21 protein-coding genes are annotated in these 26,289 nt (G+C 75.2%); 10 read left to right on the top strand and 11 right to left on the bottom strand.

The genetic code is table 11. The annotated features are described in order from the left end of the window. Positions 1 to 109: 109 nt before the first annotated feature. The 5 genes from LPC08_RS11740 to LPC08_RS11720 all read left to right on the top strand — a co-directional run bounded on the left by LPC08_RS11740 (position 110) and on the right by LPC08_RS11720 (position 6,165). Positions 110 to 799 carry an SURF1 family protein gene (locus LPC08_RS11740; protein ID WP_230452848.1) on the top strand — a complete coding sequence of 230 codons (690 nt, stop codon included), beginning with the start codon at positions 110 to 112 and terminating at the stop codon, positions 797 to 799. Beyond that, the gene (locus tag LPC08_RS11735) at positions 796 to 2,292 is read left to right on the top strand and encodes a carboxypeptidase M32 (protein WP_230452847.1); all 1,497 of its coding nucleotides are present in this window, start codon (positions 796 to 798) and stop codon (positions 2,290 to 2,292) included. Before LPC08_RS11740 ends, LPC08_RS11735 begins: the two co-directional genes overlap by 4 nt. 470 nt (positions 2,293 to 2,762) lie before the next feature. Next, positions 2,763 to 4,322, top strand: coding sequence for an ABC transporter substrate-binding protein (locus LPC08_RS11730; protein ID WP_230452846.1), 1,560 nt, complete (start codon positions 2,763 to 2,765; stop codon positions 4,320 to 4,322). 8 nt (positions 4,323 to 4,330) lie between these two features. Further along, positions 4,331 to 5,272 carry a nucleoside hydrolase gene (locus tag LPC08_RS11725; protein ID WP_230452845.1) on the top strand — a complete coding sequence of 314 codons (942 nt, stop codon included), beginning with the start codon at positions 4,331 to 4,333 and terminating at the stop codon, positions 5,270 to 5,272. A gap of 11 nt (positions 5,273 to 5,283) precedes the next feature. Continuing rightward, on the top strand, positions 5,284 to 6,165 hold the full coding sequence (locus LPC08_RS11720) for a dihydrodipicolinate synthase family protein (RefSeq protein ID WP_230452844.1): 882 nt from the start codon (positions 5,284 to 5,286) through the stop codon (positions 6,163 to 6,165). A gap of 18 nt (positions 6,166 to 6,183) precedes the next feature. On the opposite strand, the gene LPC08_RS11715 is transcribed toward LPC08_RS11720, so the two are convergent. The 5 genes from LPC08_RS11715 to LPC08_RS11695 all read right to left on the bottom strand — a co-directional run bounded on the left by LPC08_RS11715 (position 6,184) and on the right by LPC08_RS11695 (position 11,617). Beyond that, positions 6,184 to 7,380: a M20 aminoacylase family protein gene (locus LPC08_RS11715; protein ID WP_230452843.1), complete on the bottom strand. Its 1,197-nt coding sequence runs from the start codon at positions 7,378 to 7,380 to the stop codon at positions 6,184 to 6,186. Between the two features lie 72 nt (positions 7,381 to 7,452). After that, positions 7,453 to 8,457, bottom strand: a complete 1,005-nt coding sequence (locus LPC08_RS11710; protein ID WP_230452842.1) for a magnesium and cobalt transport protein CorA — start codon at positions 8,455 to 8,457, stop codon at positions 7,453 to 7,455. Positions 8,458 to 8,556: 99 nt separating this feature from the next. After that, on the bottom strand, positions 8,557 to 9,546 hold the full coding sequence (gene lpxK, locus LPC08_RS11705) for a tetraacyldisaccharide 4'-kinase (RefSeq protein WP_230452841.1): 990 nt from the start codon (positions 9,544 to 9,546) through the stop codon (positions 8,557 to 8,559). A 36-nt stretch (positions 9,547 to 9,582) separates the two neighbouring features. After that, a complete protein-coding gene (locus LPC08_RS11700) occupies positions 9,583 to 10,854 on the bottom strand; it encodes a 3-deoxy-D-manno-octulosonic acid transferase (protein WP_230452840.1) in 1,272 nt (423 codons plus the stop codon). A 31-nt stretch (positions 10,855 to 10,885) separates the two neighbouring features. Beyond that, on the bottom strand, positions 10,886 to 11,617 hold the full coding sequence (locus LPC08_RS11695; protein ID WP_230452839.1) for a lysophospholipid acyltransferase family protein: 732 nt from the start codon (positions 11,615 to 11,617) through the stop codon (positions 10,886 to 10,888). A 225-nt stretch (positions 11,618 to 11,842) separates the two neighbouring features. Between LPC08_RS11695 and LPC08_RS11690 the strand changes: the two genes are divergently transcribed. Then, on the top strand, positions 11,843 to 12,829 hold the full coding sequence (locus LPC08_RS11690; RefSeq protein WP_230452838.1) for a tripartite tricarboxylate transporter substrate binding protein: 987 nt from the start codon (positions 11,843 to 11,845) through the stop codon (positions 12,827 to 12,829). Here the strand turns inward: LPC08_RS11690 and LPC08_RS11685 are convergent. The 4 genes from LPC08_RS11685 to LPC08_RS11670 all read right to left on the bottom strand — a co-directional run bounded on the left by LPC08_RS11685 (position 12,816) and on the right by LPC08_RS11670 (position 17,392). Continuing rightward, positions 12,816 to 13,328, bottom strand: a complete 513-nt coding sequence (locus tag LPC08_RS11685; RefSeq protein ID WP_230452837.1) for an RNA pyrophosphohydrolase — start codon at positions 13,326 to 13,328, stop codon at positions 12,816 to 12,818. The two genes, LPC08_RS11690 and LPC08_RS11685, sit on opposite strands and share 14 nt — an antisense overlap. Beyond that, entirely contained in the window at positions 13,325 to 14,272 is a 948-nt protein-coding gene (locus tag LPC08_RS11680) for a divergent polysaccharide deacetylase family protein (protein WP_230452836.1), read from the bottom strand. The genes LPC08_RS11685 and LPC08_RS11680 overlap by 4 nt, the downstream gene beginning before the upstream one ends. Before the next feature lie 480 nt (positions 14,273 to 14,752). Further along, positions 14,753 to 16,078: a S41 family peptidase gene (locus LPC08_RS11675; protein ID WP_441295837.1), complete on the bottom strand. Its 1,326-nt coding sequence runs from the start codon at positions 16,076 to 16,078 to the stop codon at positions 14,753 to 14,755. Between the two features lie 162 nt (positions 16,079 to 16,240). Further along, positions 16,241 to 17,392 (bottom strand): murein hydrolase activator EnvC family protein, encoded by a 1,152-nt coding sequence (locus tag LPC08_RS11670; protein ID WP_230452834.1) that lies wholly within the window; start codon positions 17,390 to 17,392, stop codon positions 16,241 to 16,243. Between the two features lie 443 nt (positions 17,393 to 17,835). On the opposite strand from LPC08_RS11670, the gene ptsP reads away from it, so the two are divergent. The 4 genes from ptsP (at position 17,836) to LPC08_RS11650 (ending at position 23,607) form a co-directional block, all read left to right on the top strand. Beyond that, a complete protein-coding gene (gene ptsP / locus LPC08_RS11665) occupies positions 17,836 to 20,337 on the top strand; it encodes a phosphoenolpyruvate--protein phosphotransferase (protein ID WP_230452833.1) in 2,502 nt (833 codons plus the stop codon). Positions 20,338 to 20,354: 17 nt separating this feature from the next. Then, a complete protein-coding gene (gene pfkB / locus LPC08_RS11660) occupies positions 20,355 to 21,284 on the top strand; it encodes a 1-phosphofructokinase (protein WP_230452832.1) in 930 nt (309 codons plus the stop codon). Between the two features lie 4 nt (positions 21,285 to 21,288). Then, the gene (locus LPC08_RS11655; protein WP_230452831.1) at positions 21,289 to 21,771 is read left to right on the top strand and encodes a GNAT family N-acetyltransferase; all 483 of its coding nucleotides are present in this window, start codon (positions 21,289 to 21,291) and stop codon (positions 21,769 to 21,771) included. Positions 21,772 to 21,861: 90 nt separating this feature from the next. Next, positions 21,862 to 23,607 (top strand): fructose-specific PTS transporter subunit EIIC, encoded by a 1,746-nt coding sequence (locus LPC08_RS11650; protein WP_230452830.1) that lies wholly within the window; start codon positions 21,862 to 21,864, stop codon positions 23,605 to 23,607. A gap of 334 nt (positions 23,608 to 23,941) precedes the next feature. On the opposite strand, the gene gpmI is transcribed toward LPC08_RS11650, so the two are convergent. Together gpmI and LPC08_RS11640 are read right to left on the bottom strand one after the other, a co-directional pair. Continuing rightward, on the bottom strand, positions 23,942 to 25,477 hold the full coding sequence (gene gpmI / locus LPC08_RS11645; RefSeq protein ID WP_230452829.1) for a 2,3-bisphosphoglycerate-independent phosphoglycerate mutase: 1,536 nt from the start codon (positions 25,475 to 25,477) through the stop codon (positions 23,942 to 23,944). A gap of 87 nt (positions 25,478 to 25,564) precedes the next feature. Continuing rightward, positions 25,565 to 26,227 carry a YitT family protein gene (locus tag LPC08_RS11640; RefSeq protein ID WP_230452828.1) on the bottom strand — a complete coding sequence of 221 codons (663 nt, stop codon included), beginning with the start codon at positions 26,225 to 26,227 and terminating at the stop codon, positions 25,565 to 25,567. Positions 26,228 to 26,289: the final 62 nt, after the last annotated feature.

Genomic DNA, 26,289 nt, shown 5'->3' with positions numbered 1-26,289 from the left:
TTTCCGGGCCCCCGGTTCGCGGCGGGGCGCCCCATCCCGGTCCTTCCACGGGCCCCTCCACCCGCGACCCGTTTCCCGGAGCCCAGGCGGCCCGCATGACCTCTCCCGCATGACCTGGCCGTGGCGCCGCCTGCTGGTCCCGTTCCTCGCCGCGCTGCCGGTGCTCGCCGTGCTGCTGGCCCTGGGGACGTGGCAGGTGCAGCGGATGCACTGGAAGCACGACATCCTGGCGCGCATCGCCGCCTCCGAGGCGGGGCCGCCGGTGCCGCTGACGGCGGCCCCGCCCGGCGACTATGCCAAGGTCGCCGCCACCGGCCGCTTCCGCCACGACCTCGAATCGCGGCTCTGGCTGGAGGTGCGCGACGCCGTGCTGGGCGCGCACCTGCTGACCCCGCTGGAGCGCCCTGGCCTGCCGACCCTGCTGGTCGATCGCGGCTGGGTGCCGCTGGAGCGCAGCCGCCCCATCGACCGGCCGGAGGGCGAGGTCCAGGTGGTGGGCTTCACCCTGCCGCAGGACCGCCAGGGCCTGTTCAGCGCCCGCGACGACGTGGTGGGGCGGCACTTCTACACGCTGGACACCGCCGCCATCGCCACGGCGCTGGGCCTCGGCCCGGTGGAGCCCTTCGCCCTGATCGCCCTGGGCGAGATCCCGCCCGGCGCGCTGCCCGTGCCGGCGCGGACCCTGCCGCGCCCCAACGATCCGCATCTGGGCTATGTCATCACCTGGTACGGGCTGGCCGTCGCCCTGGTGCTGGTCTTCGCCGTCTTCGCCCGCCGCCGCCTGAAGGGAACCGCATGAGCCACGCCGCCGACGCCTACAGCCGCCTCAAGGCCCGCTTCGCCCGGATCGGCGCGCTGGGAGAGGCGGGGGCGATGCTGGGCTGGGATGCCTCGGCCATGATGCCCGAGGGCGGCGGCGCGGCGCGGGGCGAGCAGCTCGCCACCCTGGCCGGGCTGTCGCACGAGCTGCTGGTGGCGCCGCAGGTAGCGGACGACCTCGCCGCCGCGGCAGCGCCCGACGACGCCTGGGAGCAGGCGAACCTGGCCCTGATGCGGCGGTCCTGGCAGCGGGCGGCAGCGCTGCCGGGCGAGCTGGTCGAGGCGACCTCGCGCGCCAACAGCGCCTGCGAGAAGGTGTGGCGCAAGGCCAGGGCGTCCAGCGACTTCCCCCTGGTCCGCCCGCTGCTGGAGGAGGTGGTGCGCCTCCAGCGGGAGAACGCCGCCGCCCTGTCCGACGCGCTGGGCCTCTCCCCCTACGACGCGCTGATGGACGGCTATCAGCGCGGCATCGGCGCGGCCGATGTGGAGCCCATCTTCGCGGCCTACGAAGCCTTCCTGCGCGACGCCCTGCCGCGCGCCGAGGCGATCCAGGCCCGCAAGCCGGCCGCCGTGATGCCGCAGGGACCCTTCGCGGCGGAGGTGCAGCGCGCCCTGTGCCGTCGCCTGTCGGAGCGGGTGGGGCTGGACTACAGCCATGCCCGGCTCGACGAAAGCCTGCATCCCTTCTGCGGCGGCACGCCGACCGACGTGCGGATCACCACCCGCTACGACGAATCCGACTTCGCCTCCGCCATGCTGGGCGTGCTGCACGAGACAGGGCACGCCATGTACGAGCGCGGCCTGCCGGAGGCCTGGGCACGCCAGCCGGTGGGCGAGGCCGCCGGCATGGCCGCCCATGAATCCCAGTCGCTGATCGTGGAGATGCAGGCCAGCCGCTCCGACGCCTTCCTCTCCTGGCTCGGCCCGGAGCTCTCCGCCTGCTTCGGCGGCGACCCGGCGGCCTATGCCCCCGCCAACCTCTCGCGCCTCTACCGCCACGTGGAGCGCGGCTTCATCCGGGTGGATGCGGACGAGCTGACCTATCCCGCCCACGTCATCCTGCGCTTCCGGCTGGAGCGGGCGCTGATCGGCGGCGACTTGGCCGTGGCCGACCTGCCCGGCGCCTGGGCCGAGGGGCTGCGCGGCCTGCTGGGCATCGCGCCCCCCGACGATGCGCGCGGCTGCCTGCAGGACATCCACTGGCATGACGGCGCCTTCGGCTACTTCCCCTCCTACACGCTGGGCGCCATGGCGGCGGCGCAGTTGATGGCCGCCGCCCGCGCCGCGCTGCCGGGGCTGGATTCGGCGCTGGGGCAGGGGGATTTCGGGCCGCTGATGGGCTGGCTGCGGGTGTCCGTCCACGCCCGCGCCTCGCTGCTGGGCTTCCAGGAACTGATGGTGGCAGCGACCGGCAAGCCGCTGGACCCCGCCGCCTTCACCGACCACCTGCGCGCCCGCTACCTGGAGGCGTGAGGCGAAGGGCGGGCCTTCCGGGCCTGTTGCGCTTCGTGTTCGGGCGGCGGACCGGGATGGGACGCTGTCCCCTCCCGGGCCCTCCCCTGCCGGGGCCACAAGCGGGCCCCGGACCCCGCTGAGAGTCTGGTGCTGTGCGGTTGTCGTTGGCCTGCGGTCTGTAGCCTGACGGAACTTGGACAGGCGGGACTCTGAAAAAGCCATAGAGGTATCAGCGAGCGCGGAGTCCATGCTCGCCGAGGAGCCATGCTCCTCGGCGCCGCGACCCCGACGAAACCCGCCGCGCGGCAGCGCCCCCCGGGTCCAGGGCACGCAGTGTCCTGGCGGAGTGGGGGTACCGGGGGCGAGGCAGAGCCTTGCCCCCGGGCCACGGGCACCACGCCGCGACGGGTCGGCAGGCCCAGCCGCCTCCCGGGTTCCGTCCCTCTCGCTGCGGGGATAGAAGCGCCGCGAACGGAGGAGGAATGGCCATGCGGCGGATCGTGACCGGGGCGGCCGTGGCGCTGCTCGCGACGGTGTCGGGCGCATCGGCGCAGGAGCTGCGCATCGGGCTGGGGGCCAACGTCACCTCGCTGGACCCGCATTTCCACGTCATCGGCTCGAACAGCGCGCTTGCCCGGAACTTCTTCGACGGGCTGGTGAACCAGGACGACAGCCAGCGCATCGTCGCGGGCCTGGCCGACAGCTGGCGCGCGGTGGAGCCCACCGTCTGGGAATTCCGCCTGCGCCCCGGCCTGCGCTTCCACGACGGCCGCCCGGTGGAGGCGGAGGACGTCGCCGCCAGCCTGCGCCGGGTGCCGCAGGTGAAGAACAGCCCCTCCTCCTTCCTGCCCTTCATCCGCCCGGTGACGGCGGTGGAGGTGGTGGACGCGGCGACGATCCGCCTGCGCACGGCCGAGCCCTATCCGCTGCTGCCCAACATGCTCAGCCGCATCGCGATCCTGCCGCGGGGCCTGGAGACGGCGGAGACGGACAGCTTCAACGCCGGCGCCTCGATGATCGGCACCGGGCCGCTGCGCTTCCTGCGCTACGCCCCCGGCGACCGGGTGGAGGCGGAGGCGGCGGAGCCGCAGCCGGACGCCGCGCCGCTCGCCTGGAAGCGGGTGACCTTCCGCTTCATGACCAACAACTCCGCCCGCATCGCCGCCCTGCTCTCGGGCGACGTGGACATGATCGAGTCGGTGCCGAGCGCCGACATTGCCCAGCTGGAGCGCAACGAGCGCGTCGCCATCGCCTCCGGCCCCTCCAACCGGGTGATGTACCTGCACCTCGACCAGGACCGCGAGCGCAGCCCCTTCGTGGTCGGCAAGGACGGCCAGCCCATCGCCAACGCCTTGCGCGACCCGCGCGTGCGCGAGGCTCTGTCGCTCGCCATCGCGCGCGACGCGCTGGTGGCGCGGGTGATGGACGGGCAGGGGACCCCGGCCGGGCAGCTCGTGCCCGACGGCACCTTCGGTGCTGTCCCCGGCCTCGCCGCGCCGAAGGCCGATCCCGCCCGCGCCCGCCGCCTGCTGGCCGAGGCGGGGCTGCCGGACGGCTTCGGCCTGACGCTGCACGTCAGCAGCGACCGCTATCCGAACGACGCCAAGATCGGCCAGGCGCTGGCGCAGATGTTCACCCGCATCGGCATTCGCACCGAACTGGTGGCACAGCCGGGCAGCGTCTTCTTCACCCGCGCCAGCGCGCTGGACTACAGCCTCATCATGGGCGGCGCGGCGGCGGAGACGGGCGAGGCCTCCTCCGTGCTGCGGCCGCTGCTCGCCACCTACGACCCGGCGCGCGGCGACGGCTCGGGCAATCGCGGCCGCTATTCCAACCCGCGCTTCGACGCGCTGCTGCGCGAGGCGCTCGCCACCGTGGAGGATGCGCGGCGCGAGGCGCTGCTGCAGGAGGCGACGCGCCTGGCCATGGGCGAGAACGGGGTGATCCCGCTCTTCTTCCTCGCCAACAGCTGCGCCACCGGCCCGGGCGTCGCCTATCGCCCGCGCACGGATGGCTACACGCTGGCGATCAACGCCACCCGCCGCTGACCCGCGTCATGGCCAAGACTCCCGTCCTGATCGACTGCGATCCCGGCGTCGACGACACCATCGCACTCTGGCTCGCCCTGGCCTCGCCGGAGCTGGAGGTGCTGGCGGTCACCACCGTCGCCGGCAACGTCCCCTGCGAGACCAGCACGGAAAATGCGCGGCGCGTGCTGTCGCTGGCGGGGCGGGACGACATCCCCGTGCATGCCGGCTGCACCCGGCCGCTGCTCGGCCCGGTCTGGCGCGGCAAGTACAGCGGCGCGACGGGGCTCGGCGGCACGACCATGCCGGAGGCGCGCTCGCCCCTGGCGCCCGGCCATGCGGTGGATGCGATCACCGCCGTGCTGGAGCGCGCCATCGCGACGGATCGGCCCATCGAGCTCTGCATCCTCGGCCCGATGACGAACGTCGCGCTGGTGCTGGCGCGCGATCCCACGCTGGTCGGCGGCATCCGGCGGATCAGCGCCATGGCCGGCGCCTTCGCCCAGGGCGGCAACCGCACGCCGACGGCGGAATTCAACGTGCTCGCCGATCCGCATGCGGCGCAGATCGTGCTGCGCAGCGGCGCGCCGATCGTGCTGGCGCCGATCGACGTCACCTTCCAGGCGCTGGCCACGCCGGAGCGGGTCGCGGCGCTGCGTGCGATGCCCGGGCGCATGACGGCGGTGGCGGCCGAGCTGATCGCCTTCTACGACCGCAAGGACCCGGCCCGCTATGGCGGCATCGGCGGGCCGCTGCACGACCCCTGCGTCATCGCCCACCTGCTGCGCCCGGCGCTGTTCGGCACGCGCGAGGCAAATGTAGAGGTGGAGCTGTCGCCCGGCCTCTCCTACGGGCAGACGGTGGGCGACCTGTGGCGCGTCACCGACCGGCCGGTGAATGCGACGATCCTGTGGACGCTGGACGCGCCCGGCTTCTTCGACCTGCTCTGGTCGCGGCTGGCGGCGCTGTGAGGGAGAGCGGCATGCACGACTTCCACGGGGTCTTCCCCTCTCTGGTCTCGCCCATCGGCCCGGATGGTGCGGTGCTGAAGGGCGAGCTGCGCCGTCTGGTCGATCACCTGATCGGCGCCGGCGTGCACGGCCTGACGCCGCTCGGCTCCACCGGCGAGTTCGCCTACCTCACCACGGCGCAGCGCCGCAGGATCATCGAGGTGGTGGTGGACCAGGCGCGCGGCCGCGTGCCCGTGGTGGCCGGCATCGCCGCCACCACCACGGCCGAGGCGGTGCGCCAGGCGCAGGAGGTCGCGGCGATCGGCGCGGACGGCGTGCTGGCGATCCTGGAGGCCTATTTCCCCATCCCGGAGCGCGGCGTGGTGGAGTACTTCACCGCCGTGGCGGATGCGACCGAACTGCCGGTGGTGCTCTACACCAACCCGCAGTTCCAGCGCTCCGACCTGTCGCTGCCGGCGCTGGAGACGCTCTCCCGCCATCCGCGCATCGGCTACGTCAAGGACGCCTCGACCAACACCGGCCGGCTGCTCTCCATCCTGAACCGGACGGAGGGGCGGATGCGGGTCTTCGCGGCGTCCGCGCATATCCCGGCGGCGGTGATGCTGATCGGCGGCGTCGGCTGGATGGCCGGCCCCGCCTGCATCATCCCGCGCGAGAGCGTCGCGCTCTACGAGGCCTGCCGCGCCGGCGACTGGGCGCGGGCGATGGAGATGCAGCGGCGGCTGTGGCGGCTGAACGAGCTCTTCGCGCAATACGCCTTGGCCGCCTGCATCAAGGGCGCCTTGCAGCACCAGGGCTTCGCGGTAGGGGAGCCGCTGCCGCCGCAACCGACCCTGTCTGCCGAAGGGCGCGCTGCGGTGGCGGCGGCGCTGGACGGCTTGCGCGACCCGTAGCCGGCTGGCCGCACTGCCTCATCCCAGCTCCTGCTGCACCATGCCGGCGAGGTAGGCGGCACCGATCGGCAGCAGGTCGTCGTTGAAGTCGTATTCCGGGTTGTGCACCGGCACGCCGCCCCGCTCCGCGCCGCGCTGCCCGAACAGCAGATAGGCGCCGGGCACGCGCTCCAGGAAGAAGGCGAAATCCTCGCCCGCGGTCAGCGGCGGCGCGTCGCGGATCAGCGCCGCCTCGCCGCCCAGCACGGCTGCGGCGCAGCGCGCGGCGCGCTCCGTCTCCTCCGGCGTGTTGACGGTGGCGGGGTAGGCGCGCCGGTACGCGATCTCGGCGGTCGCGCCCTGCGCCGCGGCGGTGTGGCGCACCGCGTCGGCGAAGAGGGCCTCCACCCGGTCGCGGATCTCCGGCTTCAGGGTGCGGACGGAGCCGCGCAGCTCGACCGTCTCCGGGATCACGATATCCGAGGTGCCGCCATGGATCTGGCCGATGCTGACGATGGCCGTCTCCAGCGGGTCGATGTGCCGCGCCACCAGCGCCTGCAGCACGTTGACGACCTGCGCCGCCACCGAGACGGAGTCGATGCCGCGATGCGGCTGCGCCCCGTGCGAGGAGCGGCCGCGCACCACGACGCTGAAGTAGTCGATGGCCGCCAGCGCCGTGCCCTTGTGCACCATCACCTGCCCGAGATCGACGAAGGGGTCGTTGTGGATGCCGTAGACGGCGTCGCAGGGGAACTTCTCGAACAGCCCGTCATCCCGCATCGCCTTGGCGCCCGCCAGCCCCTCCTCGGCAGGCTGGAAGATCAGGTGGACGGTGCCGGCGAAGTCGCGCGTCTCCGCCAGGACCTTGGCGGCGCCGAGCAGCATGGCCGTGTGCCCGTCATGGCCGCAGGCATGCATCCGACCGGGGATGGTGGAGCGGTGCGCCACCCCGCCATTGCCCTCCTGCATCGGCAGCGCGTCCATGTCGGCGCGCAGCCCGATGGCGCGGTTGCCGCCGGCGCCGCTCCGGCGGCCGCGCAGCACGCCGACGACTCCGGTGCCGCCCAGGCCGCGATGCACCTCGATGCCCCATTCCGCAAGCCGGGTCGCGACGATCTCGGAGGTGCGGTGCTCCTCGTAGCCGATCTCGGGATGCGCGTGGAAATCGCGGCGCCAGGCGGTCATGTCCGGATGCAGCGCATCCAGGCGGTCGCGCAGTGCGGCATGCGAGGTCATGGGCGGTGCTCCTCGTCCGGGCTCCGGCGCAGCATCCCGCCGGCGCGGCCCTCCCGCAAGCGCCCTGCTTGGCTACAGCCAGCCCAGCCGCCGGAACCGCCAGTACAGCACGGCGCAGGCCGCGACGATCGCCGTCAGCACCGCCGGGTAGCCCAGGTGCCACTTCAGCTCCGGCATGTCCTCGAAGTTCATGCCGTAGATGCCCGCGATGGCGGTGGGCACGGCCAGGATGGCGGCCCAGGCGGCCAGCTTGCGGGTGATGTCCGTCTGCTGCGACTGCGCCGTCATGATGCTGGCCTCGAAGGCGAAGGCCAGCACCTCGCGCAGCGATTCGATCTCCTCCTTCACCCGCAGCACGTGGTCGCTGACGTCGCGCAGCAGCGGCTGGAGGATGGGGTCGTGCGGCAGCAGCTCGGCATGCTCCAGCCGCCGGCAGACCTCGGCCAGGGGCACCACCCCGTTGCGCAGCCGCAGCAGGTCGCGGCGCAGGAGGTAGAGCCGTTCCACCTCGGCCGGGGTCAGGGTGCGGGAGAGGATGTGGTCCTCGAACTGCTCCACCTCCGCGTGGATCGCCTCCAGCACGGGCATGTGGTTGTCCACGATGAAGTCGAGGATGGCGTAGAGGACGTAGTGCTCGCCATGCGACAGCACGGTCGGGCAGGCCTCGCAGCGCCGCCGCACGGCGGTGTAGGAGTGGGAGGCGCCGTGCCGGACGGAGACGACATAGCCCCGCCCGACGAAGAGGTGCGTCTCCCCGAAGGCGATCCGCCCCTCCACCATCTGCGCGGTGCGGGCGACGATGAACAGGCTGTCGCCATACTGCTCGATCTTGGGCCGCTGGTGCGCCTTGCCGGCATCCTCGATGGCCAGGTCGTGCAGGTGGAACTGCGCCTGCACCTGGCGCAGCAGCGCCTCGTCCGGCTCCAGCAGGCCGATCCACACCACATGCCCGGTGCGGTGCGCCCAGGCGCCGGCCTCCGCGATGGGGATATCGGCCACGCGCCGGCCGCCGGCGTAGACGCTGGCCGCCACCACGCCGGCCGGCAGATCCTGCGCGCGCGCCACGGGCTGGTCCATCTCCGTCCTCCTCCCCGCCCGGCGGGGGGAGGTTAGAGCGGATTCCGCCCGGCGGAAAACGGCCGCGGCGATCTCCGCGCCGGGGCCCGCCGTCCCGGTTCAGGCCGGCACGGGCACGCGCTGGGCCAGCGGGTCGAGCAGGCTCTCGATCGCCAGCGGCTCCTCCCAGCGCAGCGTGATGTTCAGCACCGTCACCCGGGAGCGGAAGGCGGGCGGCAGGCGGACGAAGTCCTTCCGGGTGGTGACGGGAATGGCGCGCAGCCGCTCCGCCTCGGCCAGCAGGTCGCGCAGGTCGCCGGCATCGAAGGGATAGTGGTCGGCATAGGCCGCGCGCCCGGCGATCACCGCCCCCGCCTCCTGCAGGCTGGCGAAGAACTTGCGCGGGTTGCCGATGCCGCAGAAGGCGAAGACGGGCTGGCCCTTCAGCATCGCCGCCTCGGGCCCCGGCACCAGCCGGGCGCGCAGCACGGGCAGGCCGCGCGGCAGCTTCTCCAGCGCGCCCGTCGTGTCCTCGCCGATCAGCACGGCGGCACGGGCACGCTGGGCCGCCGCCTCCACCGGCTCGCGCAGCGGCCCGGAGGGGATCACCCAGCCATTGCCGAAGCCGTAGGAGCCGTCGACGGCCAGCAGCGCCAGGTCCTTCTCCAGCGTCGGGTTCTGCAGCCCGTCATCCATCACGATGACCTGCGCGCCGCCCTCGATCGCGGCGCGCGCGCCGGCGGCACGGTCGGCGGAGATCCAGGCGGGGCGTTCGGCGGCCAGCAGCAGCGCCTCGTCCCCCACCTCCTCGCTGCTGTGCTTCGCCGGGTCGACCCGCACCGGGCCCTTCAGGCTGCCGCCATAGCCGCGCGAGAGGAAATGCACGGCCAGGCCCCGGTCCGACAGGCGGCGCCCCAGGTCGAGCGCCAGGGTGGTCTTGCCCGCGCCGCCGGCGGTGACGTTGCCGCAGCAGATGACCGGCACCGGGGCGTGCCAGCCGGGCTTCGCCACGCGCCGGGCCGTGGCCTGCGCGTAGAGCTTCGCGATGGGAGACAGGAGCCAGGGCAGCACTCCCCCTCCGTCCCCGCTCCAGAACTCGGGGGCACGCATGACGCGTCGTCCTCTCTCCCAAGACCGCCCCGGTGGCTACCGGGGGGGCAGCAGCTCCATGACCACGGCGGCCATCCTGTCCGCCAGCCCGGCCGCTTCCGCCGCGATGCGGCCGGCTGCGTGACGCAACCGTGACGCATGTTGCGGATCGGTTAGCACGGCGGCCGCCGCATCCGCCAGCGCCGCCGCGTCGGGCAGCCGCACCGCGCCGCCGGCGCCGGCCAGCCGATCCGCGATGGCGGCGAAGTTCTGCATGTGCGGGCCGAGGATCACCGGGCAGCCCAGCCGCGCCGGCTCCAGCGGATTCTGCCCGCCCCCCGGCGGCAGCAGCGACTTGCCGATCACGGCGGCCCCGGCCAGCCGGTAGAACAGCCCCAGCTCGCCGAGCGTGTCGGCGATCCACAGCCCCGTCGCCGGCCCGGGGTCCCGCCCCTCGGAGCGCCGCACCGCCCCGGGCAGCTCGCGCGCCAGGGCGGCGCCGCGCTCGGGATGGCGCGGCACCAGGATGGTCAGCAGGCCGGGCAGGCGGCCGGCCAGCTCGGCCTGCACCAGGGCGAGCAGCGCCTCCTCCCCGGGATGGGTGCTGGCGCCAAGCAGGACGGGGCGGCCGGCAAGCAGGCGGCGCAGCCGCGCCAGCTCCGCCGTGTCGCAGGGCAGGGGGGCCGCGGCGTATTTCAGGTTTCCCGCGCCCTCGGCCGCCGGCGCGCCCAGCTCCCGCAGCCGCGCCGCATCCTCCTCCGTCTGGGCCAGCACGGCATGGAAGGTGGACAGCGTCCGCCGCGCCAGCCCGGGCGCCCAGCGCCAGGCCCGGGCGGAGCGGGCGGAGAGCCGGGCGTTCAGCAGCGCCATCGGCACTCCGCGCCGCCGCGCCGCGGCCAGCAGGTTCGGCCACAGCTCGCTCTCCACGAAGACACCGGCATCCGGCCGCCAGCCGTCCAGGAAGCGCGCCGTCCAGGCCGGCACGTCGAGCGGGGCGAAGCGGTGGGTCACCCGCGGCCGCAGCGAGTCGGGCAGCCGGCGCAGCAGCAGCTCGGCCGAGGTCACCGTGCCCGTGGTGACGAGGAAGTGCAGGTCGGGCCTGCGGGCATCCAGCGCCTCGAGCAGGGGCAGCAGCGACAGGCTCTCCCCCACGCTGGCGGCGTGCAGCCAGAGCAGCGGGCCGGGCGGGCGGGCGGCGCCCTCGCCGCGCCGCTCGTGCAGCCGGGCCGCGATCTCCTTCCCCTTGGCCACGCGCCGGCGCAGGTGCAGCCGCCAGAGCGGCGCCGTCACCCGCGCCACGCCCGACCAGAGGCGCCCCACCGGATTCATGGCGCCGGCCCGTGGCGCGGGGCGGGATGCCTCAAGGTCGCTCCGCCCGGGTCCGCGCGGCGGGCACGCGCTCGGCGGCCGGTCGCCCGGCCCAGTCGTCGGCCTCGACGCAGGCTGCATCCATCTCCGACGCGATCAGCGGCAGCAACAGCTCCGCCCCCTCCCGCGGCACCTGGATCACCGGCCGCACCACCACCGCGCCGCGCCCGAAGGGCAGGGGCAGGCGCATGCGGTCCCAGGAGGGCAGCAGCCGCATCCGCGTGGTCGCCGCGGCGCAGGGGACCACCGGCACGCCGCTGACCGCGGCGAGCTGCGCCACGCCCGGCGCCGCTTCCCGCGCCGGGCCACGCGGCCCGTCCGGGGTGATCGCCGCGATCTGCCCGTCCTGCAGGCTGCGCAGCATGGCCATCGCCGCCGCGGCGCCGCCGCGCGAGGTGGAACCGTGCACCATCTCCAGCTCGAACTGCCGCATGACGGCGCCGATGAAGCGGCCGTCGCGGTGGCGGGAGACCAGGACGTGTACGCGCTTCGGGCACAGCACCGGGAAGATCACCCGCGCCTTGCGCCACAGGACGGGCATCAGCGGCAGGCGCTCGTGCCAGAAGGAGACGACGAGCGGCCCGCCCCGCTCCACGGTCGGCGCGATCCGCTCCGCCCCCAGCACGGTCCAGCGCGTGGTGGCATAGCAGAAGCCGAGGTACAGGCCGATCAGCCGCGCCCCGAGCGCGAGCGTCGCGGGATGCCGCAGCAGGCGCTTGAGCATGGATGCGCCGCTAGCACGGCGCCGCACGCAGGTCACGCGGGGCCGTTGCAGGAATGCGACATGCCCGGTGCGGCCCTGGCCGAGGGCCCGCGGCCCCGCCGGCGCCGTGCCTGGCGGCGGCTGCGGCTGGACCTGCCCGATGCCGCCCGTCGGGCCGGACGGGGCCCGCATCCGCCCCATCTTCCGGCTGTCGGACCCTGGCCTCGCAATTGCACCATGGGCGCCATGACCGACGACTCGCCCCCCGCAGCCCGCCTCTCCCGTCGCGGCCTCGCCAGCCTGCCGCTGCTCGCCCTCGCTGCCGCTGCGCGGGCGGAGGAGGCCTTCCCCTCCCGCCCCGTCTCGCTAACCGTGCCGGCCGCGCCGGGCGGCACCGCCGACATCGCCGCCCGCGCCCTGGCGGAACCGCTCTCGCGCGCGCTCGGCAAGCCCGTGGTGGTCGAGAACAAGCCCGGCGCCGCCACCCAGCTCGGCACCGCCGCCGTGGCGCGGGCGGCCCCGGACGGGCATTCCCTCCTCGTGGTCGGCGCGCCCTTCGCGGTGAATCCCGCGCTCTTCCCCAGCCTGCCCTACGAGCCGCGCCGGGACTTCGCCCCGGTGACCCTTCTGGTCCGCAACGGGCTGTTCCTCCTGGTGCCGGAGGCGTCCCCGGCGCGCGACCTCGCCGGGCTGCTGGCCCTCGCGCGGAGCAAGGGCGGGCTGAACACGGCCTCGCCCGGCAACGGCTCGATGAGCCACATGTCGCTGGAGCTGCTGGCCAGCCGCAGCGGCGCGCCGCTGGTCCACGTGCCCTATCGCGGCACCGGCCCGGCGCTGCCCGACCTCGTCGCCGGCAATGTCGACGCGATGTTCGACGACCCGGCCTCCGCCCTGCCGCTGGTGCGCGACGGGCGGCTGCGCGCCATCGCCTTCAGCGCCGGGACCCGCAGCGAGGCCATGCCGGAGGTGCCCACGATCGCGGAGACGCCCGGCCTGGAGGGCTTCGCCACCGGCAACTGGTTCGCCCTGCTCGCCCCGGCCGGCGTGCCGGCGCCGATCCTGGCGCGGCTGAATGCCGAGGCCACGGCCGCCCTGTCCGGGCTGCGCGACCGTTTCGCCCGGGACGGGGTGGAGGTGGCGCCGATGTCCCGCGCCGCGCTGGGCGAGTTCCTGGAGCGCGAGATGACGGTCTGGGCAGAGGTGGTGAAGGAGCGCGGGCTCAAGCCGGGTTGAGGGGAGCCTCGCCGGAGGGAGTGGCGTAGGGCGCGAAATCCGCCGCCAGCCGCTCGTAGATCGCCCGCTTGAAGGGCACGGCGAGGTCCGGCAGCTCCTCCAGCCGGGCCCAGCGCCAGGCGTCGAACTCCTGGTGCGCGTCGGCGTCGAGGCGGATGTCGGAGTCCGCGCCGGTGAAGCGCAGGGCGAACCAGCGCTGCCGCTGCCCGCGCCAGCGCCCGCCCCAGGCCTTGCCGACCAGATGCTCCGGCAGGTCGTAGGTGAGCCACTCCGCGTGCTCGGCCAGGATCTCGGCGCGGTCCGTGCCGACCTCCTCCATCAGCTCGCGCAGAACGGCCTCACGCGGGGATTCGCCGGCATCCATCCCGCCCTGCGGCAGTTGCCAGGCCCCGGCCCCGGCCTCCCCCGCCGGCTGGTCGGCGCGGCGGGCGACCAGCACCAGCCCCTGGGCGTTGAACAGCACCGCCCCGACGCAGGGGCGATAGGGAAGGTCGATCATCGCGCGGCAGCCTCCGGACGGGCTTCGCCACGCCCCTCCGGGCGCCCGTCGGGCCGGCGGATGAGGGCGGTGACCGGGGCCAGCACCAGCCCGCGGCCCTCCAGCCCCGCCGCCCAGGCGGAGACGCGGTCCACCAGCACGGGCGAGGCGTCCCCGGCGATCCCGAGGGCCGAGCCGCGTTCCCGCGCCTGCCGCTCCAGCTCCTCCAGCCGCCGCTCGATCTCGCCGCGCGTCGCCGGCTCGTCCAGCACCACGTCGACGTTGCGGCCGAAGGCACGGGCGGGGCTGCCCGCCGGGAGGACGGGGCGGGGATCGACGTAGAGCAGGCCGCGCTCGCGCAGCCCGTCCTGCACCATGGCCAGCAGGCCGGGCACCTGGGCGAAGCGTTCGCCCCGCATGGGCCCCAGCGCGCCGATGGCGCCGACATAGCCCTGCAGCCGCGACAGCGACCACAGCAGCCGGTCCATGTTCTCGGCCGGGGCCAGCGTGGTGAGCAGGGCGCGCTCGCCGGGATCGTTCAGCGGGTAGCCGCTCGGCTCAAGCGGCAGGGCGATCAGCATCTCCATGCCGCGGGCCCGGGCGCGCTCGGCCAGCGCCTCGGTGCGGCTGGCATAGGGGCTGAAGGCCAGGCCGACCGTGGGGGGGAGGCGGCGGATCGCCTCCTCGCTGAGCGCGGCGTTCAGCCCCAGCCCGCCGACGATCAGCGCGACGCGCGGGCGGGTGTCGTCGCGCGCGAAGAGCCGGCCATAGGCGCGGATGGAGGTGCGCCCGTCGGAGCCGACCCGTGGCACCGGCCCGTAGGGCGACGGCTCGAGCAGCGCGGGATCGGGCGCGGGGATCACGGCGGCCGTGGCCGGCCCGGCCGGGCGGGTGGGCGCCAGGGGCGGCGGCGGCGGCGCCGCGGGCAGCGCGGCGACGACGGCCGTGGCCGGACGCGCGGGCACCGCGGCTGTGGGTTCGGCCGGGCCGGGCGGGGAAGACGGGGACGATTCCGCCGGGGCCGCGCGGGCGGCATCCGGGGGCAGGGCCCCGCCGGGGGCAGGCGCGTCCGGAGCCGCCCCGGCCCCGGTCAGGGCCCCGGTCCCAGTCAGGGCGGGGGCGGGGACCCCTGCCGCCGCCATGCCGGCCGGCGCTTCGGTGGCAAGGGCCGGCGGCGGTTCGGCCGTGGCGGGCGTCGCGGCGGCGACGGGGGACGGGGTGGCCGGCGCGGCGGCCGGTGCCACGCCGCCCGCCGCCTCGCGTGGGGGGGCCAGGTCGGGTGGGGGCCCCAGGCGATGCAGCACGCCGCCCAGCCCGGCCAGTCCGATCACCACGACGAGCCAGAAGGCGCCGAGCGCCTTCCAGCCCCCGGCCGAGCGTGATGGCCGGACCCCGGGATCCCCCGCGCCGGCCCCTGCCTTGCCCCCCCGGGCCATGTCGCGCGGCTAGCGGCTGGCGCGGCGCTGCGGCTGGCCCGCCATCCCGCGCACCAGCACCAGCGCCTGCTGGAGCTGGAAGTCCGTCTCCGGCTTGGTCGGGTCGAAGGCGGGCGCGTCCTCGGCCGGGATCTTCTGGATCTTCTCCACCAGGCCGGCGGGCAGGTTCAGCGGCGGCAGCGGCGCCGGCGGACGGGTCTGCCCTGCCGTGCTGTTGTCGTTCCGCAGGGCCCGGCGCAACTCCGCCTCGCGGTCCCGCTGGGCGGTGTCCTGGCGCTGCGCCAGCACCTCCACATCCGGCTCGATGCCCGTCGCCTGGATCGAGCGGCCGGAGGGCGTGTAGTAGCGCGCCGTGGTCAGGCGGATGGCGCCGTTGCCCGGCAGCGGCATCACCGTCTGCACCGAGCCCTTGCCGAAGGACTTCACCCCGAGCACCACGGCGCGGCGGTGGTCCTGCAGCGCGCCGGCCACGATCTCGCTGGCCGAGGCGGAGCCGGCATTGATCAGCACCACGATCGGCAGGCCGGAGGCGATGTCCCCGGACCGGGCGTTCCAGCGCTGCGCATCCTCCTGCCGCCGGGCGCGGGTGGAGACGATCTCGCCCTGGTCGAGGAAGTCGTCCGAGACCTGCACCGCCTGGTCCAGCAGCCCGCCCGGGTTGTTGCGCAGGTCGAGAATCATCCCCTTCAGCCCGTTCGGCGCCTGCGACCGGAGCTGCTGCAGGGCGCGGCGGAGGCCGACCTCCGTCTGCTCGTTGAAGGAGGTCAGGCGGATATAGGCGATGTCGTTGCCTTCGAGCCGGGCGCGGACCACCTGCGGGCGGATGGTCTCCCGCGTCAGGGTCAGCTCGATCGGGGTGGGCGTGCCCTCCCGCCGGATGGTCAGGCGGATGGAGGAGCCGCGCTCGCCGCGCATCTGCTCCACCGCCTCCTGCAGGGACATGCCCTGGACGGAGGTGCCGTTGAGGTTGGTGATCAGGTCGCCCGGCTTGATCCCCGCCTTCTGCGCCGGGGTGTCGTCGATCGGCGAGATGACCTTGACGTAGCCGCCCTCCTGGCTGACCTCGATGCCCAGCCCGCCGAACTCGCCCCGCGTCTGCACCTGCATGTCGCGGAAGGACCGCGCGTTCATGTAGCTGCTGTGCGGGTCCAGGCCCGTGAGCATGCCGTTGATCGCGTTCTCGATCACGTCGCGGTCGTTGACCGGCTCGACATACTCGGCCCGGACGCGTTCGAAGACGTCCCCGAACAGGTTGAGCAGGCGATAGGTCTCGGCCCGGCCGCCGCTTTCCTGCGCGAAAGCCTGTACCACGGGGGAGGTGAGGAGCGGTCCCACGACGGCCCCCGCGGCGAAGGCCGCCGTCACACCTGCCAAAGTCCGCACCTTGTGCCGCATTCGCCGCACGCTCCTTCGCAACCCAGAGAAGCCTTCCTCGACCAGTCTCCCTGCCAGGCATCCCCGAAAGGTTACCCGGCGGCACGTCCCCCGACCGGCGCCCTAACCCTGACGCAGCCAGGGGCGCGGGTCCACAGCCTGTCCGCTCCGTCGCAATTCGACATAGAGCGAGGGCCGGCCGGAATCCCCATCCCCCATCACGCCCACCGCCTCGCCGGCGGCAACGCGCTGGCCGGCACTGGCGTCCAGCCGTTCCAGCCCGGCCAGGACCACATGGTACCCGCCGCCGCAATCCACGATCAACAACAGCCCGTAGGACCGGAAGGGAGAGGCGAAGGCGATGCGGCCGGAACAGGGGCTGACCACCCGGGCATGGGGCGGCGTGGTCCAGGTCTGGCCCTGCGCCCCGCCCTCGCCCCATTCCCGGGTGACCCGGCCGGCGACGGGCGTGGCGCGGGCCCCGCGCGGGGCGGGGCCCGGGTCGGCCTGCCGCGCCGCCGCGGCCTCGGCCCGCTCCCGCGCCGCCTCGCGCGCCGCGTCCCGCTCCGCCTGCTGGCGGGCCGCCCGGGCCCGCTCCGCCCGTTCCTGCGCCGCCCGCTCCTCGGCCAGCCGGCGCCGCTCCCGCTCCTGTGCCTCCCGCTCCAGCCGCTCGACGGCGCCCTGCAGGTCGCGGGCGCGGGCGGCCGTCGCGGCGGCGCGCCGGGTGGCGATGGTCTCGGCGTCCACCGCGCCGGCACGGCGCCGCCGCGCCTCGGCCAGCCCGGCCTCGACCGCTTCCTCCGCCGCCATCGCCTCGGCGCGCGCGGCGGCGACGGCGCTGCGCTCCTCGGTGGCGCGGGCGGCGGCGGCGGCGGCCTCGACGGCGGCGTGGCGCCAGGCGACGGCCTCCGCCTCCAGGTGGCGCGCGACGCCACGCAGCACCAGGGCGCCGCGCAGCGCCTCCTCCGGCGGGACGGGCAGGGCCAGCAGCGTCTCGGCCGGCCAGGCGCTCAGCCGGCGCAGCGCGGGCAGCATGGGGATCAGCGCGGCCGCCCGCGCCTCGACCGCGGCCTCGGCGGCGGCGCGTGCCGCCTCCGCCCGGTCCAGCCGCGCGGCCGCCTCCTGCAGGGCGGTCCCGGCGGCGACCGCCCGCCGCCCGGCCTGGGCGCGGGCGGCGGCCAGGCGCTCCTCCTCCGCCTCGGCGGCGCGGGCCCGGGTGGCGGCCTCGCTGGCGGCTTCCTCGGCGGTGGCGGCGCTGCGCCGGGCGTCGCGCACGTCGTCGCGCGTCGGCTGCTGCGCGAGGCCGGGCAGCGAGCCGGCCAGGGGCGCGAGCAGCAGCGTGGCCAGCAGCGGGGCGGCGAGCGGGTGCCATGGCCGCAGGCCATGCGCGGACGCTCCCGGCCCGGTCGGGCGCAGGCCGGGGGGGCCGTCCGGAAGGCGGCAGCGGGAAAGGGCGGTGTGTGGGATTCGCCGCGGACCTGTCTCTGCTCCGCGCGCAGCCTAGCCCGGCCCGGCGCAAGGCGGCAGACGCCGCTGTCGGGAATTCCACGCGTCGATCAAGCGGCTGGCGAATTTTCCTCAACGACGTGGCGAAGTTGACGCGGTCGCAGCAACGCCAGGGTGGCGCGGCGATTGTGGGCCGGCGCCGGGCCGCCTATGCAACCGTGCGCCGGCTCGCAGCGTCGCCGGCCAGACCGGCGGATGAGGGAGATCCCATCGTGATCCTGACTGCGGACCGAATCCGCCTGGACGCCCACCCGGCCAGCAAGGAGGCCGCGATCCGCGAGGCGGCGCAGCTTCTCGTCGACACGGGTGCCATCGACCCCGCCTATGCCGAGAGCATGCTGCGGCGGGAGGGCGAGGCGGAGACCTATCTCGGCAACGGCATCGCCATCCCGCACGGGCAGCGCGGCGACCGTGGCCTGATCCGCGAGACGGGGATCGCCGTGCTCCAGGTGCCGGGCGGCGTGGCCTGGGGCGCGGAGAAGGCGCGGCTGGTCGTCGCCATCGCGGCGGCGGGGGACGAGCACATCCAGGTGCTGCGCCAGCTCACCGAGGTGCTGGGGGATTCCGACCTGGCCGACCGGCTGGCGACCACGCGCGACGCCTCGCTGATCCTGCGCGCCCTCGATCCGGATGCCCCGTCTCCCGCGAGCGCCACCGCACCCGCCCCGGCGCCCGCCGCCGAGGGCGGGCTGGCCCTGGGCGTCGCCGCGCCGAGGCCGGCGGGGCTGCACGCCCGCCCGGCCAAGGCGCTGGCCACCCTCGCCAAGCAGTATGACGCGGTGATCGAGATCCGCAGCGGGGAGCGCCGCGCCGATGCGCGCAGCATGATGGCGCTGCTCCAGCTCGGCGCCGGGCCGGGGACCGCCCTGACCGTCACCGCGCGCGGCCCGGACGCGGCCGCCGCGCTGGAGGCGGTGCGCGCCGCCTTCGTCGCCGGTCTGGGCGAGGGGGAGGACGACCACGCGCCGGCCACCGCCGCCCCGCCCCCCGTCGCCCCGGTGGAGGAGGAGGGCGCCATCGCCGGCCTGCCCGCCAGCCCCGGCGTCGCCATCGGCACGCTGCACCGGCAACGCTCGGAGGCGGCGGGCTTCGCGCTGACCGCGGCCGACCCGGCCGCCGAGCGCGCCGCGCTGGACGGCGCGCTGGCCGAGGCGCGGGAGGAGCTGCGGCGCCTCGCCGCGGAGATGACCAGCCGCGTCGGCGCCAAGCATGCCGCGATCTTCGGCGCGCACGAGGCCTTCCTGGAGGACCCGGAGCTGCTGGCCGCCGCCCGCGCCGCCATCGCCACCGGTGCCTCCGCCCCCGCCGCCTGGCAGGGCGCGACGGAGACCCAGGCCGCCGCGCTGGTGGCGCTGGGCGATCCGCTGCTGGCGGAGCGGGCGAACGACCTGAAGGACGTCTCCCGCCGGGTGCTGCGCCGGCTCGCCGGGGCGCCGGGCGATGCGGTGGGCCCGACCCTGTGGCCGGAGGGGACGATCCTCGCCGCCGAGGACCTGACGCCGTCGGAGACCGCCGGGCTCGACCCGAAGCGGGTGATCGGGCTGGTGACGGCCGCCGGCGGGCCGACCGCGCACACCGCCATCCTCGCCCGGGCGCTGGGCATCCCCGCCGTGGTGGCGGCCGGACCGCGCGTGCTGGCGCTGGCGGACGGCACGCCGGTGATCCTGGACGGCGACCGCGGGCTGCTGCGCCCCGAGCCGGATGCGGCCGCGATCGAACGGGCCGAGGCCGCCATCGCCCGCGGCCGGGACCGCGCGGCGGCGGCGAAGCGGGCGGCCTTCCGCCCCGCGGTGACGCGCGACGGGCATCGGGTGGAGGTCGCCGCCAATGTCCGCCGGCCGCAGGAGGCGCTGGACGCCGTGGCGGCGGGGGCGGAGGGCACCGGCCTCGTCCGCTCGGAGTTCCTATTCGACGACCGTGCCGAGCCGCCTTCCGAGGAGGAGCAGTTCGGCCTCTACCGCGCCCTGGCGGAAGGCTTCGGCGGGCTGCCCGTGGTGCTGCGCACGCTCGATGCCGGCGGCGACAAGCCGCTGCGCTTCGTGAACCACCCGGTGGAGGCGAACCCCTTCCTCGGCCTGCGCGGGCTGCGCCTGTGCCTCGCCAACCCGGCGCTGTTCCGGCCGCAGGTGCGGGCGGCGCTGCGCGCGGCGAAGCATGGCGACATCCGCATCATGCTGCCGATGGTGGACGGGCTCGCCGACCTGCGCGCGGCGCGGGAGTTCATCGAGGCGGAGCGGCTCTCGCTCGGCGCCCCGCCGGTCGAGGTGGGCATCATGATCGAGGTGCCCTCGGCCGCCATCATGGCGGACCGGCTGGCGGGGGAGGCGGACTTCTTCTCCATCGGCACCAACGACCTGACGCAGTACACGCTGGCGGTGGACCGGCTGCACCCGACGCTGGGCGCGCGCTCCGACGCGCTGGACCCCGCCGTGCTGCGGCTGATCGACATGACGGTGAAGGCGGCGCATGCGCGCGGCCGCTGGGTCGGCGTCTGCGGCAACATGGCGGCCGACCCGGTGGCGGCCCCCATCCTGGTGGGGCTGGGGGTGGACGAGCTCTCCGTCTCCATTCCCAACGTCGCGGCGCTGAAGGCGCAGATCCGCGGGCTGCACCGGGGTGAGGCGGAGCGCCTCGCGCGGATGGCGCTGGGCTGCGCCACGGCGGCCGAGGTCCGCGCCCTGCCGGTGGCGCGCGAGATGGCCGCGGCGGCCTGACGGGGAGCGGGGCCGCCATGATCGTCACCGTCACGCTGAACCCTGCGCTGGACCTGACCATCGCGCTGGAGCGCCTCGCGGTGGGCGCGGTGAACCGGGCGCGGCGGGCGGAGCTGCGCCCGGCGGGCAAGGGGGTGAACGTCGCCGCCATGCTCGCCGTGCTGGGCGAGCCGGTCGCGGCCGGCGGGCTGCTGCCGGAGGCGGATGCGGACGCCTTCGCCCGCTTCCTCGGCGGGCTGGGCGTCGGCGACGCCTTCCACCGCGTTCCCGGCCATGTCCGCATCAACGTGAAGCTGGTCGAGGATGCGGACGGCAACGTCACGGACGTGAACCCGCCCGGGCCGCCCGCGCCGGCGGACGCGCTGGCGGGCGTCGCGGCGCGGATCGCGGCGCTCGACCCGGCGCCGGGGATCGCCGTGCTGTCGGGCAGCCTGCCGCCCGGCCTGCCGGCCTCCGCCTGGGCCGACCTCGCGGCGGCGCAGCGCGCGGCGGGGCGGCTGGTGCTGCTCGATTCCAGCGGCAAGGCGCTGGAGACGGCGCTGGCCGGGGGGGCGGACGTCATCAAGCCGAACCGCGACGAGCTGGCCGCCCTGCTCGGCCGCCCGCTGCCCGACCGGGCCTCGCTGGTGGAGGCGGCGCGGGCGCTGCGGGCGCAGGGGATCGGCCGCGTCGTCGTCTCGGCGGGCGGGGAGGGGGCGCTCTTCGCTCTGCCCGACGCCACGCTCTGGGCGGTGCCGCCGAAGGTGCCGCTGACCACGACCGTCGGCGCGGGGGACGCGATGGTGGCGGGCCTCGTCGCCGCCCTGGCGCGGGGCCTGTCGGCCGAGGATACGGCGCGCCTCGCCACCGCCTGCGGCGCGGCGGCCGTCTCCCGTCCGCCGGAGGGTCTGCCGGACCGCGCGACGATCGAGCGCCTCGCCGCCGCCGTGCGGATCGAGGCGGCCTGAGCCGATGGTCCCCGGCCTGCTCCGCGGCATCGAGGTCCGGGCGGCCGCCCCGGCGGATGCCGCCGACCTCGCGCGCCTGTCCGGCCAGCTCGGCTATCCCGCGACCGCGCCGGAGATGGCGGAGCGAGTCGCGACCCTGCTGCGCGACGGGCAGGGGGCGCTGCTGGTGGCGGCGGATTACGGCCCCGTGGTCGGCGTCATCGCCCTGCACTGGTGCGTCATGCTGCACCAGGCACGCCCCGTGGCCCGCATCACCACGCTGATCGTGGACGAGCAGGAGCGCGGGCGCGGCATCGGCCGGCTGCTGCTCAAGGCGGGAGCGCAATCCGCCCGCCAGGCCGGCTGCGACCTGGTGGAGCTGACCAGCGGGACGCAGCGGGCGGAGGCGCACGCCTTCTACCGCGCCCAGGGCTTCGCCGAGGTCGGGCTCCGCTTCACCCGCAGCCTGCGGCGCAACCGGCCCGAGCCGGCGCCCGACGCCGGCTAGCGAACCCCTGCCGGAACCCAACCGGGCATGGCAGTTTCACCCCATGATTCGCGCCCCGAACGGGCCCCGCCCGCTGAGGAGAGATCCCCGATGACCCGGCTGACCGCCGTGATCCGCCACCCGGCCAGCGCGCCGCACGCCGCCATGGCGGCCGAGGCCCTGCGCGAGGCCGCCGAACGCGCCGGGCTGGAGCTGACCCTGGACACGGACGGCACCGCCGCGCCGGCGGGCGGGGCGGTGCTGCTGGTCGGCGAGGCGACGGAGCTGGCCGCGCGCTATGCCGGCCAGCCGCTGATCGCCACGACGGTGGTGGAGGCCATCCGCCATCCCGAGGCGGCGCTGCGGGCCGCGGCCTCGCTGGCCACCCTGCCGCGCCCGGCCGTGGCGCCCGTCGCGTCCCCGGTGGCGGCGGCCCCGGCGGCGGGCGTCGTACCGGCTGCCGCGCCGGCCGCCGGCCCCAGGAAGCTGGTGGCGATCACCGCCTGCCCGACCGGCATCGCCCATACCTTCATGGCGGCGGCGGCGCTGGAGAAGGCGGCGGCGAAGCTCGGCTACGCCGTGCATGTCGAGACCCAGGGCTCGGTGGGCGCGCAGAACGCGCTGACGCCGGAGCAGATCGCCGAGGCGGATGCCGTGGTGATCGCCGCCGATACGGGCGTGGACCTGTCGCGCTTCGCCGGCAAGCGGGTGCTCTCCGCCGGCACCAAGGACGCGCTGCACGACGGCGGCGCCCTGATCGCCCGCGCGCTGGAGGCCCCGGTGCAGGGCGGCGAGGCGGCGGCGGGCGGCGCAAGCCAGGCGGCAGCGCCCGCGAAGGCCAAGGGCACCGGGCCGTACCGGCACCTGATGACCGGCGTCTCCTACCTGATCCCGCTGGTGACGGCGGGCGGGCTGTGCATCGCGCTCTCCTTCGCCTTCGGCATCGAGGCGTTCAAGGTGCCCGGCACCTTGCCGGCGGCGCTGTTCGACATCGGTGCGAAATCCGCCCTCGCGCTGATGGTGCCGGTGCTCTCCGCCTACATCGCCTTCTCCATCGCCGACCGCCCGGGCCTGACCCCCGGCCTGGTCGGCGGCATGCTGGCCAACCTGATCGGCGCGGGCTTCCTGGGCGGCATCGTCTCGGGCTTCCTTGCCGGCTACGTCGCGCGCTTCCTCCGCGACCGCATCAGGCTGCCGCCCAGCATGGAGGGGCTGAAGCCGGTGCTGGTCATCCCGCTGCTCTCCACCCTCGTGGTCGGGCTGCTGATGATCTACCTGCTGGGCCCGCCGATCGCCGGCCTCCTCGCGACGCTGACCGAGTTCCTGCGCTCCATGGGCACGGCCAATGCCGTGGTGCTGGGGCTGGTGCTGGGCGCGATGATGGCGGTGGACATGGGCGGGCCGGTGAACAAGGCTGCCTATGCCTTCGGCGTCGGGCTGCTCTCCACCGAGACCTTCGCGCCCATGGCGGCGGTGATGGCCGCCGGCATGACGCCGCCGCTGGGCATCGCGCTGGCCACCTTCCTCGCGCGCAACCGCTTCACCCAGGAGGAGCGCGATGCGGGCAAGGCGGCCGCCTTCCTCGGGTTGAGCTTCATCAGCGAGGGCGCCATCCCCTTCGCCGCCAAGGACCCCGTGCGGGTCATCCCGGCGCTGATCGCGGGGTCCGCCGTGGCGGGGGCATTGTCGATGATGCTGGGCTGCACGCTGCGGGCGCCGCATGGCGGCATATTCGTGGTCGGCATCCCCGGCGCGGTGGGCAATCCGCTGGGCTACCTGGTCGCGATCGTGGCCGGGACGGTGGTGACGGCGCTGGCGATGGTGGCGCTGAAGCGGCGGGTGCCGCTGGCGGCGTGAGGCAAGGCAGGACGGGTTGCGCGGCCCGCCTTGACCCCGGTGGCGGGATGACCTGACCCGTGGCGCTGCCGTGGTCCGGCGGCGGACCACGAGGTGACGCCGGCCTGCTGCATCGACGCCGTGCGTCGATCCCCGTCCCAGGCCCTCCCCTGCCGGGGCCAAAAGCTGGCCTCGGTCCCGCCGAGGAGCCAAGCTCCTCGGCGCCTCGACCCCGTTACAGTTATCCGCGCGGCAGCGCTGATCGGGTCCAGGGCCCGCAGGGTCCTGGCGGAGTGGGGGTACCGGGGGCGAGGCAGCGCCTTGCCCCCGGGCTACGGGCGCGCCCCGGGCCGCGTCAGCTCCGGCGGATCAGGCTGTGCCCCGTCATCGCGGCGGGCTGCGGCAGGCCCATCAGTTCAAGCAGCGTCGGCGCAAGGTCGCCCAGCCGTCCCTCGGCCAGTGTCGCGCCCGGCGGCCCGCCGAGGAGGACGACCGGCACCGGGTTGGTCGTGTGGGCCGTGTGCGGCGCGCCGGTGACGGGATCGCGCATCAGCTCGGCATTGCCGTGGTCGGCCGTGACCAGCAGCGCGCCGCCCATGTCGCGGATGGCGGCGACGATGCGCGAGAGGCCGGCATCGGCCGCCTCGCATGCCTTGATCGCGGCGGCGAGGATGCCGCTGTGCCCGACCATGTCCGCATTGGCGAAGTTCAGGATGATCATGTCGTAGGTGCCGGAGCGGATCGCGGCCTCGGCCTTCTCCGCCAGCTCGGGCTCCGACATCTCCGGCTGGAGGTCGTAGGTCGCGACCTTGGGCGAGGCGACGAGGATGCGGTCCTCGCCGGGGAAGGGCTCCTCCACCCCGCCGTTGAAGAAGTAGGTGACGTGCGGGTACTTCTCCGTCTCCGCCATGCGGAGCTGTCTGAGGCCCGCCTTCGACACGACGCTGCCGAGGATGTCGGCCATCGACTGCGGCGGGAACAGCGTGGCCATGTGGGCGTCCAGCTCCTCGGACACCTGCGTCACCCCGGCCGCGCCGGCCAGCCTCGGCACCCGCGCGCGGGGGAAGCCGTCGAAGCCCGGCTCCAGGATGGCGGCCAGGATCTGGCGCACGCGGTCGACGCGGAAGTTGAAGCAGAGCAGCCCGTCGCCATCGCGCATCCCGTCATAGCCGTCGAGCACGACGGGCGGGATGAACTCGTCCGTCACGTCCTTCGCATGCGCCTCCTCCACCACCTGCAGCGCGGTGGCGGCGTGCGGGCCCTCGGCCAGCACCATGGCGTCCCAGGCCTTCTTCACCCGGTCCCAGCGCCGGTCGCGGTCCATGGCGAAGTAGCGTCCGGAGACGGTGGCGATGCGCGCGCCCGCCGGCAGCTTCGCCTCGAAATCCTTCAGGTAGCCCGCGGCCGAGCGCGGCGGCGTGTCGCGCCCGTCCGTCCAGGCATGGACCAGCACGGGGATGCCGGCCGCCGCGAAGGCGCGCGCCAGCCCGATCGCATGGTCCTGGTGGCTGTGCACGCCGCCCGGGGAGAGCAACCCCATCAGGTGCAGGCGCCCGCCCGAGGCCCGCAGCTTCGCGATCAGGTCGGTGACCGGCGGCAGGGTGGCGATGGAGCCGTCCTGTACCGCCTTCGTGATCCGCGGCAGGTCCTGCATCACCACGCGGCCGGCGCCGATGTTCAGGTGGCCGACCTCGGAATTGCCCATCTGCCCGGGCGGCAGGCCGACATCCTCGCCCGAGGTATGCAGGAAGCTGTGCGGGCAGCCGGACCACAGAGCGTCGAAGCAGGGGGTATGCGCCTGCTTCACGGCGTTGTCCGCGACCTCCTCGCGCCAGCCCCAGCCGTCGAGGATGACCAGCATGGCGGGGCGCGGGCGATGGGTCTGGGACATGGGCGCTCTCGATCCGTGGGGGGCGTTCCGTGGGGGCTCCGGGATAGACCCGGACGCCCGGCGCGGCCAGGGGTTGCGCCCGGCCGGTCAGAAGCCGGCGTAGCGGCCGGGCTTGTGGTTGATCACCAGCACGAGGCTGAGGGCCACCGATGCCAGGACGGAGAGTGCCACGCGCCCCGGCTCCAGCACCAGCAGCGAGGCAGCGACGATGAGGCAGTCCAGCGTCATCTGCACCCGCCCCGCCCGCCAGCGCCCGCGCTCGTGGAAGTAGAGCGCTACGATGCTGACGCCGCCGACGCTGGACCGGTGCCGCGCCAGGGCCAGCACGCCCATGCCGGCCAGCGTGCCCGCGCCCAGCGCGGCGAAAAGCGGGTCGATCGCGTCGATCCGCAGCACCCGCGGCAGCAGCAGGCCGAAGCCCAGGAGCAGAAGGTTCACGAGGAAGGTCTTGATCGTGAACTCCCAGCCCATGGTGCGCAGGGCCAGGCCGTAGAAGGGCAGGTTCACCAGGGCGAAGAGGATGCCGGTCGGCAGGCCGGTGAGGTAGTGGAGCAGCAGCGCGATGCCCGCGGCCCCGCCCACCACCAGCCCCGCCTGCTGCAGCATCAGCAGGGCCAGGGCGATGAAGAAGGCACCCATGAGCAGGGCATGGGCATCTTCCCAGCGCGTGTGGCGGATGCCCGCCTGCACCATTGCCGTTGCCGGTGGTGCGGCCGGCGCGGGCCGGAGGATGCGGCGCAGGGCGTTCATGCCGCCCCGCGCCCGGCAGCGGGGGCGGCCGCCGGGATCGACGGAGCCGGCCCGGCCGCCGC

The sequence above is a fragment of the Roseomonas sp. OT10 genome (assembly GCF_020991085.1).
GTDB classification, from domain to species: domain Bacteria; phylum Pseudomonadota; class Alphaproteobacteria; order Acetobacterales; family Acetobacteraceae; genus Roseomonas; species Roseomonas cutis.
The sequence above is the reverse complement of the archived record's forward strand: the minus strand, read 5'-3'. Positions and strand labels throughout refer to the sequence as shown.